Origin of the sequence: Mycobacterium simiae (genome assembly GCF_010727605.1) — a bacterium.
GTDB lineage: Bacteria > Actinomycetota > Actinomycetes > Mycobacteriales > Mycobacteriaceae > Mycobacterium > Mycobacterium simiae.
In genome coordinates this window covers 784654-800379 of record NZ_AP022568.1, presented here as the reverse complement: position 1 = coordinate 800379, position 15726 = coordinate 784654, and the positions used below count along the sequence as shown (strand labels likewise).

Below are 15726 nucleotides of genomic sequence, written 5' to 3'. Positions count from 1 at the left end.
GCTGCTAGCTCAGCTCCGAATTCAATTGCCGCAGCGCGGCAATGCGGTCCTGCAGCTGGTCGCGGGTGGCGGCGGCGATCGGCGGACCGCCGCAGCGGCGACGCAGTTCGTTGTGAATCCAGCCGTGCGGCTTACCGGTGCGGTGGTGGGCCACCGACACCAGCGCGTTGAGCTCGCGGCGCAGCTCGCGCAACTGACCGTGCATGCTGCCCGTCGCCGCCGGTGCCGGTACCGATTGCCCGCCTTCTTTCTGCAGGTGGGCCCGCTTCTGCAGCTGCTCGTCCTGGCGGCGGTGCAGCAGGGCCCGCATCTGGGCCGCGTCGAGCAGCCCCGGGATGCCGAGGTAGTCGGCCTCCTCGTCGCTACCCGCCGGCGCGGCGGTGCCGAACGACGCGCCGTCGAAGATCACCTGGTCCAGTTCGGCGTCGGCGCCCAGTGACGTGAATCCCTTGTCCAGTTCTGTCTTCTCGGTCTGCGTCCGGAGTGCGGGGTCGCCGTCGAGGGATTCGCGGTGGGGTTCACCGAGGACGTGGTTGCGCTCGGCCTCCAGCTCACTGGCCAGCATCAGCAGGTTCGGTACCGACGGCACGAAGATGCTCGCGCTCTCGCCGGGCCGCCGCGAGCGCACGAACCGTCCGATCGCCTGGGCGAAGAACAACGGTGTCGAGGCGCTGGTGGCGTAGATGCCGACCGACAGTCGCGGGACGTCGACACCCTCGGAGACCATGCGCACCGCGACCAGCCAGCGGCTGTTGCTGTCGGCGAATTCGCTGATCCGCGCCGACGATCCAGGGTCGTCGGAGAGCACCAGTGTGGGCGCCTCGCCGGTCAGCTTGGTCAGCAAGGCGGCATAGGCGCGGGCGGCGGTCTGGTCCGACGCGATGATCATGCCGCCGGCGTCGGGGACATGCGAGCGCAGTTGGCGCAGCCGCTGATCCGCGGCGGCGATCACCGCGGGCATCCATTCGCCGGCCGGGTCCAACGCGGTGCGCCAGGCCCGCGCCGTCTGCTCAGCCGACAGCGGCTCGCCGAGGCGGGCCTCGTGTTCTTCGCCGGCACTGTCGCGCCAGCGGGCCTGTCCGGAGTAGGCGAGGAAGACCACTGGCCGCACCACCCCGTCGGCCAGCGCTTCGGCGTAGCCATAGGTGTGGTCGGCCTGCGAACGGCGCACCCCGTCGGCGCCCAGCTCGTAGGTGACGAACGGGATGGGACTGTCGTCGCTGCGAAAGGGGGTGCCGGTCAAGGCAAGTCGGCGGGTGGCGTCGCTGAACGCTTCGCGGATGGCCTCGCCCCAGCTCTTCGCGTCGCCGCCGTGGTGAATTTCGTCGAAGACAACCAGTGTCTTGCGTTGCTCGGTGCGCACCCGGTGCAGCGTCGGATGCGCCGCAACCTGGGCGTAGGTGACCATCACGCCGTGGTAGTCGGGCGAGGTCTGCGGGTTGGTGTTGGCGAACCTCGGGTCCAGGAAAATGCCGTACCGTTGCGCGGCCTGTGCCCACTGCATCTTGAGATGTTCGGTGGGTACCACGACGGTGATTTGCTCGACGGTGCGACTGCGCAAGAGTTCGGCGACCACCCGCAGTGCGAACGTCGTCTTGCCGGATCCCGGGGTGGCCACCGCCAGGAAGTCGCGCGGCTCGGCGGAGAGGTATTTGACCAGGGCCCGGCGCTGCCAACCCCGCAGCGGTCGGCTGTCAGCTTCAGCAGTCGCTGTGTCGCTGACCGGCTGCATCGACACAGGCTCCCCTCCGGCGCGCCGTTTCGCAGGTCGCGCCCATCCAAGTCGTTGGCCCCGGCCGCACGATGTCATCCGGCATGGTCATCCGGCATGGCGGCGGGTGTGAAATGTAGCATGGCAACGCTTTTCGGCGTCGCAACGACGCCGCGCCGATGCCGTGGTGCCGCGGACAGGTTATCCCGAAAGCCGCGTGGGGCGGGCCAGACCGCGGGCTTGCAACCAGGTGTCGATCCGTTCGGCGACGTCGGGCCAGCCCGGTTCGAGCATCATGTTGTGACCCATCGCAAAGAACTCCGGCTGCGTCCGGTAAGCCCGCGCGGTGGCGCGCACCGCGCGGGTGCTGACGAAACCGTCGTATAGGGCGCCGAGCACCAGGATCGGCGTGCGCACCCGCCGGGTCCGGACGCGGCGAACCGTCGGGTCGATCATCGTCGCGCGGATGCTTTCGGCACCGGCGCGCCGGCGGCAGGATTCGACAACGTCGTCGGGCGTGTTGGGACAGAACAGGTATTCGCGGGCCAGCGCCGGGGTGGCGAGGAACTTCAGCAAGGTGGGGTCGTTCCAGGATTCCATCGTCATCGACGGGCGGCGGCGCCACACCCGCAGCGCGGTGCCCAGCACACCCTGCGGCGGCAACGATCCGAGCAGCACCGCGGCCGGCGCGCTGCGCTCCTCGAGGTAGCGCTGGGTCACGAAGCCGCCCACGGAATGCCCGACCAGGACCGGGCCGCCGCCAAGCTGGTCGGCGACCGACGCGACGTCGTCGATGTAGTCGGCGATGCAGACCTTGGGCAACGGTTTCGCGGAGGGGCTCAAACCGTGCCCGCGCAGGCTGAGCGAGACGGCGCGGTAGCCGGCGTCGGCGAAGTAGTCCAAGAATCCGTCGTCCCAGCACCACGCCCCGTGCCAGCCGCCGTGCACGAAGAGCAGGGGTACGGGGTGCGCGTCGGTGCAGCGCCCCTTGTCGATCACCTCGAGCATGAGCTGACATTTGCTGGCCGGGGCCGGGTCGTCAAGAGCGCGGCGGGAGCTGGCGGGATAATAGCCCCACCGACGAAGGTGAAGTTGGCTTCACGTTGGGTAGCGAACGTGAAGTTAGTTTCACGCTCGCGCTGGTGCGGCGGCCCGCCGGCACTCCAGTAACCTGTTGGGGTGTTTGAATCGCTGTCCGACCGGTTGACCGGTGCCCTGGCGGGGCTGCGCGGCAAAGGTCGATTGACCGACGCCGACATCGATGCCACCACCAGGGAAATCCGGCTCGCGCTGCTGGAGGCCGACGTCTCGCTGCCCGTCGTGCGGGCGTTCGTCGGCCGCATCAAGGAGCGCGCCCGCGGCGCCGAGGTATCCGGCGCCCTGAACCCGGCGCAACAAGTCGTCAAGATCGTCAACGACGAACTGGTCGGCATTCTCGGCGGCCAGACCCGCCAGCTGGCGTTCGCGAAGACGCCGCCGACCGTGATCATGCTGGCCGGCCTGCAGGGTTCCGGCAAGACGACGTTGGCCGGAAAACTGGCGGCCTGGCTGCGCGGTCAGGGCCACACGCCGCTGCTGGTGGCCTGCGACCTGCAGCGCCCCGCCGCGGTGAACCAGCTGGTGGTCACCGGTGAACGGGCCGGCGTACCGGTGTTCGCGCCGCACCCCGGCGCGTCACCGGAGTCCGGACCGGGCGATCCCGTCGCCGTCGCCGCGGCCGGCCTGGCCGAGGCCCGCGCCAAGCACCACGACGTCGTCATCGTCGACACCGCCGGCCGGCTGGGCATCGACGACGAGCTGATGAGCCAGGCCGCGGCCATCCGCGACGCGGTCAACCCGGACGAAGTGATCTTCGTCCTCGACGCGATGATCGGTCAGGACGCGGTCACCACCGCCGAGGCGTTCCGCGAGGGTGTCGGCTTCACCGGCGTGGTGTTGACCAAACTGGACGGCGACGCCCGCGGTGGTGCCGCGTTGTCGGTCCGCGAGGTCACCGGCGTCCCAATCCTTTTCGCGTCCACCGGGGAGAAGCTGGAAGACTTCGACGTCTTCCATCCTGACCGGATGGCCGGCCGCATCCTGGGCATGGGCGACGTGCTCAGCCTGATCGAGCAGGCCGAGCAGGTCTTCGACGCCGAGCAGGCCGAGGCCGCCGCCGCCAAGATCGGCACCGGCGAGCTCACCCTGGAGGACTTCCTCGAGCAGATGCTGGCCATCCGCAAGATGGGACCGATCGGCAACCTGCTGGGCATGCTGCCCGGCGCGGGTCAAATGAAGGACGCACTGGCCGAGGTCGACGACCGCCAACTGGACCGGCTGCAGGCCATCATCCGCGGCATGACCCCGCAGGAACGCGCCGACCCGAAAATCATCAACGCCTCGCGACGGCTGCGCATCGCTAACGGCTCGGGCGTGACCGTCTCCGAGGTCAATCAGCTGGTCGACCGGTTCTTCGAGGCGCGCAAGATGATGTCGTCGATGCTCGGCGGCATGGGAATTCCGGGCTTGGGCCGCAAGTCGGCGACCCGAAAAAGCAAGGCCGCCAAGGGCAAAAAAGGCAAAAAGGGCGGACGGGGGCCGACACCGCCCAAGGTCAAGAGCCCGTTCGGGCCCGGCGCGCCCGGCATGCCCGCCGGGTTCCCCGACCTGTCCCAGCTGCCCGAGGGGCTCAACGAGCTGCCGCCGGGGCTGGCGGACTTCGATCTGTCCAAGCTCAAGTTCCCAGGCAACCCGGGAAGGAAGTAGCCGCCCGGTGGCCATGCACGTGCGAGGTCTGCGGTTACCCGACGAGACCGAGATCGACTTGTGGATTGTCGACGGCCGCATCAGCACCGAACCGGCGGCCGGCGCCGACACCGTCTTTGACGGCGGGTGGATCCTGCCCGGCCTGGTGGACGCGCACTGCCACGTCGGGCTCGGCAAGCAGGGTGAAATTCCGCTCGACGAGGCCGTCGCTCAAGCCGAGGCCGAACGCGATGTCGGCGCGCTGCTGTTGCGTGACTGCGGGTCGCCGACCGACACCCGCAGCCTCGACGACCGCGACGATCTGCCTCGCCTGATCCGGGCCGGCAAGCACCTGGCCAGGCCTAAGCGGTACTCGGCCGGCTTCGCCAACGAACTCGAAGACGAATCACAGCTGCCGGCCGCGGTGGCCGTGGAGGCGCAGCGCGGTGACGGCTGGGTCAAACTCGTCGGCGACTGGATCGACCGCAGCATCGGCGACCTGGCGCCGCTGTGGTCCGACGCGGTGCTCAAGGAGGCGATCGACGCCGCGCACGCGCACGGTGCCCGGGTGACCGCGCACGTGTTCAGCGACGCGGCCATGTCCGGCCTGATCACGGCCGGGATCGACTGCATCGAACACGGCACCGGACTCACCGACGACACCATCGCACTGATGGTCGAGCACAAAACGGTGTTGGTGCCCACGCTGATCAACATTGTCGACAACTTCCCGGGCATCGCCGACGCCGCGACGCGCTACCCGACCTATGCCGCCCACATGCGCGAGCTGTATGCGCGCTGCCCGGGGCGAATCGCGGCCGCCGCGGAGGCGGGCGTGCCGATCTACGCCGGAAGTGACGCCGGCCCGATGATTGCGCACGGACGCATCGTCGACGAGGTCGAGGCGCTCAAGGGCATCGGGATGAGCCCCACCGCCGCGTTGGGCGCCGCGTGCTGGGATGCCCGTGACTGGCTGGGCCGTCCCGGCCTGGACCACGGTGCATCGGCCGATCTGGTGTGCTACGCCGAGGACCCCCGAAAAGGCCCATCCGTGTTGAGCCAACCCGACCTGGTACTCCTGCGCGGCAACGCGTTTCGGCCCTAGCGCGGCACCGGCTCCAAGCAGGCGAGGTGCCGTGGCTGCAGATAGAATCTGCGGATGGCACTGGCCAGCGGCGCGGTTTTCGCCGAGTACACCGTCGCGCGAAAGCTGGGATCCGGGGTGACCGGCGAGGTCTACCTTGTTCAGGATCCGCGTTCGGCGCGCTGGCAGGCGTTGAAGATACTGTCGCTCCCGCTGTCGTCGGACAGTCAATTCCGTCGCCGTTTTCTCGCGGAGACCCCGGCGGTGACGAGTCTGCATCACCCGCACATCGTGGAGGTGCACGACCGCGGCGACTTCGACGGACTGCTGTGGGTCGCCATGGATTATGTCGAGGGCAGCAGCGCCGCGCAGCTGTTACGGGATCGGTTCCCGGCAGTGTGGCCGACCGGCGAGGTTTTGGCGATCGTCGACGCCGTCGCCGGCGCGCTGGACTACGCCCATCAGCTCGGGTTGCTGCACCGCGACGTCAAGCCGGCCAACATCTTGCTGACCGGCAGGCAAGCGGGTGAGCAACGGATCCTGTTGGGCGACTTCGGAATAGCCCGTCAGCTCGGTGAGCACGCGGGCGTGGTGGGGTCGTCGCACGTTCCGGCCGGAACGGTGGGCTACGCCGCGCCCGAACAGTTGATGGGAGCCGACATCGACGGACGCGCGGATCAGTACGCGCTGGCGGCCAGCGCATTTCACCTGCTGACCGGTGCGCCCCCGACCGAATACCGCAACGCGGCCACCACCCTGCGCGAGGTGTTGCGTGGCGCGCCACCGAAACTCAGCGATCAGCGCCCCGAGCTGGCACACCTGGACGAGGTGTTCGTGCAGGCGCTGGCCGCGCGGCCGGCGGACCGGTTCATCAGCTGCCGCGCGTTCGCCGACGCGCTCAACGACGCGGCCGGTGATGTGACCGGCAGCCACGGTCCGTACGCCGTGCTCGCCGTCGACTACCCGGAATACCACTGGCCCGAGGACCACGTCGCGCCGGGTGACGCAGCGGCCGGCGCGGCCGCCCCCGACGCCGAGCCCGTCGTCAACCGGCCGACCAGGCGCCGGCCGCGCAAGATCGTGATGGGGGCCGCCGCGATCGCGCTGCTGCTCGGACTGTTCGCCTTCGGCATCCTCACCGGACGCAAGATCGAGTCCACGGCCGAACGGGGGACGAGCGGCCCGCTGAGCACTCCCGCCGCGGCGGTCGCGCTGCCGCCGACCACCGCCGCGTCGACCCCGCCCGCCGCCCTGGAAGGCACCTATCGCCTCGAGGTCGAACGCTCCAAGGAGACTTTCGATTACACCCCGAGCCCGCAGCCCCCGGATGTGACCAGCTGGTGGGCGTTCCGCTCGTCGTGCACACCGTCATACTGCTCGGCCGCGGCGATACCGCTCGACGACAAGGATCACACCCAGTTGGCCTCGACGGGAGGTCGGCCGGTGGTCTTCCGGTTCGAAGAGGGTCAGTGGCAGTCACGTCCGGAGACGGTGCCGTTCGCGTGCGTAGCGACCAGCGGGGCGGCCAAGTCGCAGACCACCGTGCAGACGCTGGTGCTGCGGCCCAACCCGCAGGGTGATCTGGTCGGCGAGATGGAGCTCGTCGTACAAACCAACGAGTGCGGGCAGCGTGCCTCGGTCGTGCGGATTCCCGCCAAGCTGAGCCGGGTGGCCGACACCCCGTCCGGCGTCTACGTGCCGGACCCGGTGGCCGTCCCGGAGCCCAGCAGTCCGCCGGTGTCCGTCCTGCCCTCGCACACCCCGAAGCCGCCCGCGGTGTCCAGCCGACCGGGCCGCTAACCGTCGTGACCAGCAAGTTCATCGAGGCCGCCGATTCCCCAGAAAGATTGCGAGCGCTCACTATCTATGGTAGCGTCGCCGCAACCAGCAAGCCGGGAGGCAACAGTGACCTACGACGTGATCATCCGTGACGGATTGTGGTTCGACGGGACCGGCAGCGCGCCGCACACGCGCACGCTGGGCATCCGTGACGGCGTGGTGGCCACCGTGTCCTCCGAGCCGCTCGACGAGACCGGATGTCCGGAGGTGATCGACGCGGCCGGCAAGTGGGTCGTGCCCGGCTTCATCGACGTGCACACCCACTACGACGCCGAAGTGCTGCTGGATCCCGGCCTGCGCGAGTCGGTGCGCCACGGCGTCACCACCGTGTTGCTGGGCATGTGCTCGCTGTCGACGGTCTATGCCGACTCCGAGGACGCCGCCGACCTGTTCAGCCGGGTCGAGGCGGTGCCGCGCCCGTTCGTGCTCGGCGCGCTGGAAAACAACCGGACCTGGACCACCGCCAAGGAATACATCGACGCCATCGATTCGCTTCCACTCGGGCCGAATGTCGGTTCGCTGCTTGGTCATTCGGATCTGCGCAGCACGGTCCTCGGGCTGGACCGCGCCACCGACGCGGCCGTCAAGCCCACCGACGCCGAACTGAACAAGATGGCGGCGCTGCTCGACGAGGCGCTCGATGCCGGGATGCTAGGCATGTCCGGCATGGATGCGGCGATCGACAAGCTGGACGGCGACCGGTTCCGGTCCCGGGCGCTGCCGTCGACCTTCGCGAGCTGGCGGGAACGGCGCAAGCTGATCAAGGTGCTGCGTAAACGCGGCCGGATCCTGCAGAGCGCGCCCAACGTCGACCGGCCGTCGTCCGCGCTGATGTTCTTCCTGGCCAGTAGCCGGATCTTCAACCGCGGCAAGGGTGTCCGGATGAGTCTGCTGGTCTCGGCCGACGCCAAGTCGATGCCGTTGGCCGTGTACGTGTTCGGCCCGGCCACCCGGCTGGCCAACAAGCTGCTGCGCTCCAGCGTGCGGTTCCAACACTTGCCGGTGCCGTTCGAGTTGTACTCCGACGGAATCGATCTGCCGGTCTTCGAGGAGTTCGGCGCCGGCACCGCCGCCCTGCACCTGCGCGACCAGTTGCAGCGCAACGAGCTACTGGCCGACCAGGCTTACCGCCGGGAGTTCCGTAAAGAGTTCGATCGCATCAAGCTCGGGCCGTCGCTGTGGCACCGGGACTTCCACGACGCCGTGATCGTCGAGTGCCCCGACGAGTCGCTGATCGGCAAGAGTTTCGGCGCGATCGCCGACGAGCGCGGGCTGCACCCCCTCGACGCCTTCCTGGACGTGCTCGTCGAAAACGGCGAACGCAACGTCCGGTGGACCACCATCGTGGCCAACCACCGGCCCAAGCTGCTCGACGCATTGGCCAACGAGGGCAGCGTGCACATGGGCTTCTCGGACGCCGGTGCGCACCTACGCAACATGGCCTTCTACAACTTCGGAATCAAGCTGCTCAAGCGGACCCGGGACGCCTACCGCGCCGGTAAGCCGTTCATGACCACCGAGCGGGCCGTGCACCGGCTGACCGGGGAACTAGCCGAGTGGTTCGGCATCGACGCCGGCACCCTGCGCCAGGGCGACCGGGCGGACTTCGTGATCATCGACCCGCACGGCTTGAACGACGAGGTCGAGAGCTACCACGAGGAAGCGGTCCCGTTCTACGGCGGGTTGCGGCGCATGGTCAACCGCAACGACCAGGCCGTGGTCGCCACCGGCGTCGGCGGGTCCGTGGTGTTCCGGGCCGGGAAGTTCCGCGAGGGCTACGGGCAGACGGTGAAGTCCGGCCGCTACCTGCGGGCAGGTCAGCGGACGCGGCGCGCGGCCGCATTGGTCTGAGTTGCCGCGATGGCCCGGACCCAGCAGCAGCGCCGCGAAGAGACCGTCGGCCGTCTCCTCGATGCCTCCATCGCCAGCATCATCGAGGTCGGCTACGCGCGGGCATCCGCGGCCGTCATCACCAAGCGGGCCGGGGTGTCGGTGGGCGCGCTGTTCCGCCACTTCGAGACGATGAGCGACTTCATGGCGGCGACGGCCTCGGAGGTGTTGCGCCGCCAGGTGGAGTCGTTCACCAAGCAGGTCGCCCAAATCCCCGCCGACCGCCCGGCACTCGACGCGGCGCTGACAATTCTGCGCGACATCACCGCCAGCCCCACCAACGCGGTGCTCTACGAATTGATGGTCGCCGCGCGTACCGACGCGAAGCTGGGCGCCCATCTGCGCGATGTCATGGCGCCGTACACCGCGAAGATTCTTGACGCCGCGCGGGCGCTGCCGGGCGTCGAGGTGGTCGGCGAGGAGACGTTCCCGGTACTGGTGGCGTTGCTGACCAACGTCTTCGACGGCGCGGCGATGGTGCGCGGCATTTTCCCGGAGCCCGATATCGAGGAGCAGCGAATCGCGTTGCTATCCAAGCTGATAACCGGACTCGTCCCCGATGAAAGTGCCTAGCGACGGGCTTTACAGCGAGCCGATGCTGGACGACGGGTTCAGCGCGAAACCCCAGTCGAACAGGCTGCCCGCCTGGTCCCAGTAGGTCGGGCCACCAGGTTTCACCAGCCCGTACATCATCGCGACCACCAGTCGGCGTCCGCCGCGGGTCGCGGCGCCGACGAACGTCTTTCGCGCGGCGTCGGTGAATCCGGTCTTGCCGCCGATGGCACCTGGGTAGCGGGTGAGCAGCTCGTCCTGGTTGGCGATCGGCTGATAGCCGGTATCGCTGGGGAACATCGCCGATGGTTCGGCGGTGATGTGGGCGAACGTCGGGTTGGCCATGGCGGCCCGGAAGATCACGGCCAGGTCGTGCGCCGTCGAGGCGCCAGAGCCGCCAGGCCCGTCGAGGCCGGACGGGGTGGACGCGTGCGTGGCGGTCGCCCCGAGGGACGCTGCCTTCGCGTTCATCTTGGCCACCGTGGCGTCGGCGCCGCCCAGAAGATGCGCCAACGTGTTGGCGGCATCGTTGCCCGACACCAGCAGCAGGCCGTCGAGCAGCTGGCGCGCGGTGTAGCTGCGGCCGGGCTTGACGCCGACACAGTTGCACTCCACCTGGGTGTCGGCGACGTCGGCGACCACGGTGGAATCCAGCGGCACCTCATCGAGAACCACCAACGCCAACAGCACCTTGATGGTGCTGGCGGGCGGATGCTGCACGTACTGGTCGCGGGCGGCCAGCACCTGACCGCTGTCCAGGTCGGCCAGGATCCAGGTTTGGGCGGGGCCGTCGGGGATCGGCACGGAGCCGATCGGCTGCATGTCGTCGGCGCGGGCCTGCGGCGTTGCGGCCGTACCGAGGGCGAGGCAGGCGGCCGTGAGCAGCGCAGCGAGTGCGGCGATGAGTTTCCGCATGGGCGCAAAGTGTAACGTCCTGGCCCCGCAGCCGCCCATGGGCGCCCACGGAGCCGCTACCTCAGGGACACCAGGGCGGAATCGGGCAGACGGGAAGCGGCTCACCTGCGATCCTGCCGGCGGCCTCGCGGTGAATATCACCGAACGCCGGTCGCGGGATTTCAGCTGCCCTCAGATCTGGGAGTCGGGGAAGGCGATGACCGACAAGAACCGAATCGGCAACTTCACCAGATCTACCGGCCCATGTGCCCCCTCGCCGTCGATCTGCAGTGTGTCACCCGGATGCAGTCGATACACCGACCGGCTGTGGCTGTAATCCATCACGCCGTCGAGCATGAAGATGAACTCGGTGCCGGAGTGTTGGAAGAGCGGGTGGGTCGTGCTCTTCTTCGACAGCGTGACGAGTAGGCACTCCAGTCGCTTGTGCTCGCCGCGCAGCGATCCCAAGAGCTGGTACTCGTGGCCCTGGGTGGTGCCGTTGCGCGCCACGCGGGCACCGGTCCCGGCCTTGACGAACACGGCCTGGCGCTCGACATCCGCGCCACGAAATAGGCTGGTGACCGGCACGTCCAAGCCCTTCGCCAGCAGCGCGAGCGTGCTGAGGCTACAGGAGGTCTGCGCGTTCTCGATCTTGGACAGCATCGCCTTGGAGATGCCTACCCGGGTGGCCATGTCGGCCACCGTCAATCCTTGCGCCAGACGCAGTTTCCGAACATTGCGACCGATGGCGGCCTCGAACTCGAGTTCCTCGACCGGTTGGTGCGGATCACGGTCGCGGGCAATGCCTGACTTGTTGCGCAGCAGAGGGACGTTGCTCATCAGTCCACTGTCTAGCGCATCTGGCCTGCCGCGGCACCGGGATACCGCGACTTCAACAGAGCGTTTTCGGTACATCGCGACAGCCGGAAGTCGCTGGCCGGGATGCGCGGGTCGCCGCTGTGGCCATCAACGGCCATCAACGACGAGATCGGCGACGAGTTCGCCCACGGCGGATGCGCTCTTGAATCCATGCCCGCTCAAGCCCGCGGCGACGATCGGCTCCTCCAATTCCGTCTTGCTCAGTAGGGCCGGCCGGCGCGGGCGAGTGATCCGCGCCGGCCGGAGTCACTAGGCGGGCAATAACTCGTACGCCGCGTCGCGGTGGTATTTGGCGTCGATGCCCATTTCCTCTTCATCGGAGGAGATCCGAATGCCCATCGTCTTCTTGATGATCAGTGCGATGACGTATGCGATCACGAACGAGTACGCCATGACCGCAGCGACGGCGATCGCCTGCTTCCACAGTTGGTCGGCCCCGCCGCCGTAGAACAGCCCATCAGTCTGGTTGGGCATGCTCGCGCTGGCGAAGAACCCGATCAGCAAGGTGCCGATCACGCCGCCCACCAGGTGAACCCCGACCACGTCAAGCGAGTCGTCGTAACCGAATCTGGATTTGAGCCCTACCGCCAGCGGGCATATCGCACCGGCGATCAAGCCGAGCAGAATCGAGCCGATCGGCGTGACTGCCCCGCAGGCCGGGGTTATGGCGACCAGCCCGGTCACGCCACCCGAGGCGGCGCCGACACCGGTTACATGCCCGTCCTTGATTTTCTCGACGACCAGCCATGCCAGTGTCGCCGCACAAGTTGCGGTGAACGTCGTGACCATGACGATCGCCGCCGATGTTCCGGCGGCGAGTGCCGACCCGCCGTTGAACGCGTACCAACCCGCCCACAGCAAGCCGGCGCCGAGCAATGTCAGGGGCACGTTGTGGGGCTTACGGAACTTGCCGAAGCCAAGGGACTTGCCCAGCACGATGGCAACTGCGAGCGCCGCGGCGCCGGAATTGATGTGCACCGCCGTTCCGCCGGCGAAGTCAATGGCCTTGAGTTTATTGGCGATCCAGCCACCCTTGGCGTCCGGCGTGACGACACCGTCGACGGCGAACACCCAGTGCGCCACCGGAAAGTAGACGAGGACCGCCCACGCGGCCGCAAAGACCATCCAGGCGCTGAACTTCATTCGGTCTGCCGCCGCGCCGGATACCAGCGCGACTGTGATTGCGGCGAACAGCGCTTGGAAAAGGGCGAACAGGCTGACCGGCAAGCCGTTGATCGTCGTCATCGGCTTGGTCAGGTTCTTCATGCCCAGGAATTCGGTGAAACTTCCGACGAAGCCGCCGTAGGACGTTCCGAACGTCATCGAGAACCCGAATAACACCCACAGCACACCGACGACGGCCACGGCACCGAACGTCATCATCATCATGTTCGTTGAGCTTTTGACCGACACCATGCCGCCATAGAACAACGCGAGACCGGGAATCATCACCGTGAGTCCGATGATGCAGCACAACATGAATGCCGTGGTTCCGGTGTCCATAGATACCTCCTGGAGCGGGGCCTGGAGCGGGGCAGAGCCCCTCACGGGCTGTCTACTGATAGTGGACAATGTTTCTGTTACATAGACCGAGGTGTGCTGTTGCGGCCGTGTTACGGCAACGTTGGTTGTCCGCCAGGGATCCGATCTTCGCGGATCGACGAAACGTGTTGCCACAATAGCTTGCTGCGGAGATCGAATTGCCGGACTCGCACGGGAATTCGCCGCCTCACGCGGCCGCACTGATCTGTGGGTCCCGCGGTCCTAACCTCGATTGAATTCGCGCCACGCTGTGCTACCGGCACCCGGAATCGTCTTTGCCCGACAGTGTTTCAAGTAGTGCTGTGTGAAAATCGTTGTTTGCGTGCATATCTCGCGGCTTCCGAGGCAGGCGCTGTTCCGGTTGTCAGGTGCTGGCCCGATTGGGTAGCTTTGGATCCTGCATACAGGATCCAATCTGGCCGAGTGGCGCCGATGCCGACAAGGGGGATCAGCTTGCCTAGAACCGCTGAGGTCGCCGGCGCAGGTCTGTCTGGCCTGTTGTTGGCCACATCTTCCTAAGCGCGCCGGTGTCCGATGAGCGCGCGAACAAGATGCCGGTTGACCGGGACCTTTGGCGGACAGCATTTCCCGAAGCGGCGCATCTTGTGGACCGGTTCGCCGAAGCGAGCCGGTGGGATCGACTCGTGAACGTGCGGTGTCGGTATTGGTCTCGAGGCCATGCGGCGGTGATCGGCGATCCTCGAGCGCGAACAAGAAATCCCGCGTGCGCTCTCGGGGTGGGAGAGGGAATGCCGGCCACTGACCAACCACGTTCAACGGTGGTCCTACCTATCCGGTTTCGCGCGTGCTCGGGTCTCGGAACGCGTCGACGGATTGCGGGCGTGCCTGCTCCGCTCCGTTTCCCACACCCGGCCGTTCCAGAACGGGTTGAACAAAGGTGCCCGCACGGTCCCGGCTGGCGCCCGGGACACCGTCGTCTGATCTTGGAGTGTCGAAACTTTCCGTGTCGTTCAAGCAGTGCGGTTCAAGCAATGAGGAGGCGTCACTCGTGAAATATGTGTCGTTCACCGGCCCGACCGGCGTCGTTGCCGGAGTGGTGCGAGGATCCTACGTGATCCCGTTGCCAGGCGGTGACGCCGTTGACTGGACCGGCGACCCAGTTGGGCTGCTCGCACGAATCACGACGCAGGAACCCTTGGGGGAGCTCGACGAACAGACTGCGGTGCCGCTCGACGACGTCGTTCTGGTCGCTCCGATCCCAGCCCCCCGGCGCAACATCTTCTGCGTCGGCCTCAACTATGTCGAGCACTCCAACGAGTTCGACGTATCCGGGTTCAACGCGGCGGGGGGGATCGGAGTTCCGGACCGGCCGGTGGTGTTCACCAAGGCTCCGACTACGGTCATCGGAACCGGCGAACATATCCCGGCGCACGGTCGGCTAACCCAATCCTTGGACTACGAAGCAGAACTCGCGGTAATCATTGGGACGGGCGGCGCAAACATCCGTGCGCAGGACGCAATGTCTCACGTGTGGGGCTACACCATCGTGAATGACGTGACAGCGCGTGAGCGGCAGCGCGAACATCAGCAGTGGTTCCTGGGCAAGTCACTGGATGGCCTGTGTCCGATGGGCCCGTTCGCGGTGACAGCCGACGAGATCGACCACCGAGAGCTCCTTGTCGAGACTCGTGTGAACGGTGAACTACGACAGAGCGCCAAGACGGCCGATCTGATCTTCGATGTGCCCGAACTCATCGCCACTATCAGCGCCGGGATGACGCTGCTGCCGGGTGACATCATCGCGACCGGTACACCTCCCGGTGTTGGCATTGGATTCGACCCACCGCGATTCCTGCGTCCTGGCGACGTGATCGAGATATCCATCACCGGCCTGGGGACCCTGGTCAACACCGTGGCAGCGGATCAGTAGGTGTCGGTGGCTACTAGTCTCGCCTCAGGCCGCGGGATCGACATCGTGCCGATAAGCCGTGGCACCACCGTGCGCGATGTGGTACGCGACGCGTTGCGTGATCTGATCATCAGCGGCGACCTCCTCCCCGATGTCCCGCTGCGCCAGGACGAGCTTGCGACTCGACTGAACGTAAGTCGGACACCGCTGCGGGAAGCGTTGCATGCCTTGGCAAGTGAGGGTCTGGTGACCATCGACCCGCGGCGCGGGGCGATGGTGACGAAGCCCACGGTCCAGCAGTTGCTGGACCTCTACGAGATCCGTGAGCAACTCGAGGTGCTCGCTGGGCGCCTTGCCGTTGCCGCGGCGGGCACCGATCACGTCGATGACATCACCACCCTCAACCGCCAGATGGCCGAAGTCACCGATCCTGTGGCATGGGCTCAGCTGAACCAACAGTTTCACGTCCGGTTGTACGGTCCGTGTCCAAACAAAGAGCTACTCAACATGATCAGCTCGCTGGCGGAGCGATCGAAGTTCTATGTGCGCATCCTGGTATCGAGCAGGCCGCCCGCCGACAGCGCGTTGCGCGGGCACCAGGAGATGTTGAATGCGTTACGAGCCCGCGATGGCGACGCCATGGAGATAGCGGTACGACGTCACCTCCGGTCAACAGTCAAGCAAGTATCACCGGTGCTACCCGAGCGATCATCGGAATTTCGAAAATAACTGGGAACAGGA

General features: G+C 67.0%; 12 protein-coding genes and 1 pseudogene. 7 read left to right on the top strand and 6 right to left on the bottom strand.

All coding sequences use genetic code 11. The annotated features are described in order from the left end of the window. Nucleotides 1-4: 4 nt before the first annotated feature. Nucleotides 5-1732, bottom strand: a complete 1728-nt coding sequence (locus G6N33_RS03705) for a DEAD/DEAH box helicase (protein WP_044513120.1) — start codon at nucleotides 1730-1732, stop codon at nucleotides 5-7. A 180-nt stretch (nucleotides 1733-1912) separates the two neighbouring features. Next, nucleotides 1913-2719 (bottom strand): alpha/beta hydrolase, encoded by an 807-nt coding sequence (locus G6N33_RS03700; protein ID WP_044510730.1) that lies wholly within the window; start codon nucleotides 2717-2719, stop codon nucleotides 1913-1915. A gap of 171 nt (nucleotides 2720-2890) precedes the next feature. Between G6N33_RS03700 and ffh the strand changes: the two genes are divergently transcribed. The 5 genes from ffh to G6N33_RS03675 all read left to right on the top strand — a co-directional run bounded on the left by ffh (nucleotide 2891) and on the right by G6N33_RS03675 (nucleotide 9821). Continuing rightward, nucleotides 2891-4456, top strand: a complete 1566-nt coding sequence (gene ffh / locus G6N33_RS03695; RefSeq protein ID WP_101528327.1) for a signal recognition particle protein — start codon at nucleotides 2891-2893, stop codon at nucleotides 4454-4456. 13 nt (nucleotides 4457-4469) lie between these two features. Further along, nucleotides 4470-5540 carry an amidohydrolase family protein gene (locus G6N33_RS03690; protein WP_101528338.1) on the top strand — a complete coding sequence of 357 codons (1071 nt, stop codon included), beginning with the start codon at nucleotides 4470-4472 and terminating at the stop codon, nucleotides 5538-5540. A 54-nt stretch (nucleotides 5541-5594) separates the two neighbouring features. Continuing rightward, on the top strand, nucleotides 5595-7319 hold the full coding sequence (locus tag G6N33_RS03685; RefSeq protein WP_044510733.1) for a serine/threonine-protein kinase: 1725 nt from the start codon (nucleotides 5595-5597) through the stop codon (nucleotides 7317-7319). Between the two features lie 66 nt (nucleotides 7320-7385). Further along, nucleotides 7386-9209, top strand: a complete 1824-nt coding sequence (locus tag G6N33_RS03680; protein WP_044510735.1) for an N-acyl-D-amino-acid deacylase family protein — start codon at nucleotides 7386-7388, stop codon at nucleotides 9207-9209. A 9-nt stretch (nucleotides 9210-9218) separates the two neighbouring features. Beyond that, complete coding sequence (locus G6N33_RS03675; RefSeq protein ID WP_044510737.1) at nucleotides 9219-9821, top strand: TetR/AcrR family transcriptional regulator; 603 nt, start codon at nucleotides 9219-9221, stop codon at nucleotides 9819-9821. 9 nt (nucleotides 9822-9830) lie between these two features. On the opposite strand, the gene G6N33_RS03670 is transcribed toward G6N33_RS03675, so the two are convergent. The 4 genes and pseudogenes from G6N33_RS03670 to G6N33_RS03655 form a co-directional block, all read right to left on the bottom strand. Then, nucleotides 9831-10715 (bottom strand): D-alanyl-D-alanine carboxypeptidase family protein, encoded by an 885-nt coding sequence (locus G6N33_RS03670; RefSeq protein WP_044510738.1) that lies wholly within the window; start codon nucleotides 10713-10715, stop codon nucleotides 9831-9833. A gap of 171 nt (nucleotides 10716-10886) precedes the next feature. After that, the gene (locus G6N33_RS03665) at nucleotides 10887-11534 is read right to left on the bottom strand and encodes a helix-turn-helix domain-containing protein (protein ID WP_044510740.1); all 648 of its coding nucleotides are present in this window, start codon (nucleotides 11532-11534) and stop codon (nucleotides 10887-10889) included. A gap of 11 nt (nucleotides 11535-11545) precedes the next feature. Continuing rightward, nucleotides 11546-11753: pseudogene (locus G6N33_RS03660) on the bottom strand (FAD-dependent oxidoreductase); the annotation flags it as partial. Between the two features lie 69 nt (nucleotides 11754-11822). Further along, nucleotides 11823-13076: an ammonium transporter gene (locus tag G6N33_RS03655; protein ID WP_044510743.1), complete on the bottom strand. Its 1254-nt coding sequence runs from the start codon at nucleotides 13074-13076 to the stop codon at nucleotides 11823-11825. A 1048-nt stretch (nucleotides 13077-14124) separates the two neighbouring features. Here G6N33_RS03655 and G6N33_RS03650 point away from each other — a divergent pair. Both G6N33_RS03650 and G6N33_RS03645 read left to right on the top strand, forming a co-directional pair. Continuing rightward, nucleotides 14125-15006: a fumarylacetoacetate hydrolase family protein gene (locus G6N33_RS03650; protein WP_044513121.1), complete on the top strand. Its 882-nt coding sequence runs from the start codon at nucleotides 14125-14127 to the stop codon at nucleotides 15004-15006. A 6-nt stretch (nucleotides 15007-15012) separates the two neighbouring features. Then, the gene (locus G6N33_RS03645) at nucleotides 15013-15714 is read left to right on the top strand and encodes a GntR family transcriptional regulator (protein WP_163771458.1); all 702 of its coding nucleotides are present in this window, start codon (nucleotides 15013-15015) and stop codon (nucleotides 15712-15714) included. The last annotated feature ends 12 nt before the right edge of the window (nucleotides 15715-15726 follow it).

Bases quoted from the DNA above. Each gene is read 5' to 3' on its own strand.
- G6N33_RS03675 (WP_044510737.1), top strand. From the start codon at position 9,219: ATGGCCCGGACCCAGCAGCAGCGCCGCGAAGAGACCGTCGGCCGTCTC.
- G6N33_RS03685 (WP_044510733.1), top strand. From the start codon at position 5,595: ATGGCACTGGCCAGCGGCGCGGTTTTCGCCGAGTACACCGTCGCGCGA.
- G6N33_RS03700 (WP_044510730.1), bottom strand. From the start codon at position 2,719: ATGCTCGAGGTGATCGACAAGGGGCGCTGCACCGACGCGCACCCCGTA.
- G6N33_RS03655 (WP_044510743.1), bottom strand. From the start codon at position 13,076: ATGGACACCGGAACCACGGCATTCATGTTGTGCTGCATCATCGGACTC.
- G6N33_RS03705 (WP_044513120.1), bottom strand. From the start codon at position 1,732: ATGCAGCCGGTCAGCGACACAGCGACTGCTGAAGCTGACAGCCGACCG.
- G6N33_RS03680 (WP_044510735.1), top strand. From the start codon at position 7,386: ATGGTAGCGTCGCCGCAACCAGCAAGCCGGGAGGCAACAGTGACCTAC.
- G6N33_RS03670 (WP_044510738.1), bottom strand. From the start codon at position 10,715: ATGCGGAAACTCATCGCCGCACTCGCTGCGCTGCTCACGGCCGCCTGC.
- G6N33_RS03665 (WP_044510740.1), bottom strand. From the start codon at position 11,534: ATGAGCAACGTCCCTCTGCTGCGCAACAAGTCAGGCATTGCCCGCGAC.
- G6N33_RS03690 (WP_101528338.1), top strand. From the start codon at position 4,470: ATGCACGTGCGAGGTCTGCGGTTACCCGACGAGACCGAGATCGACTTG.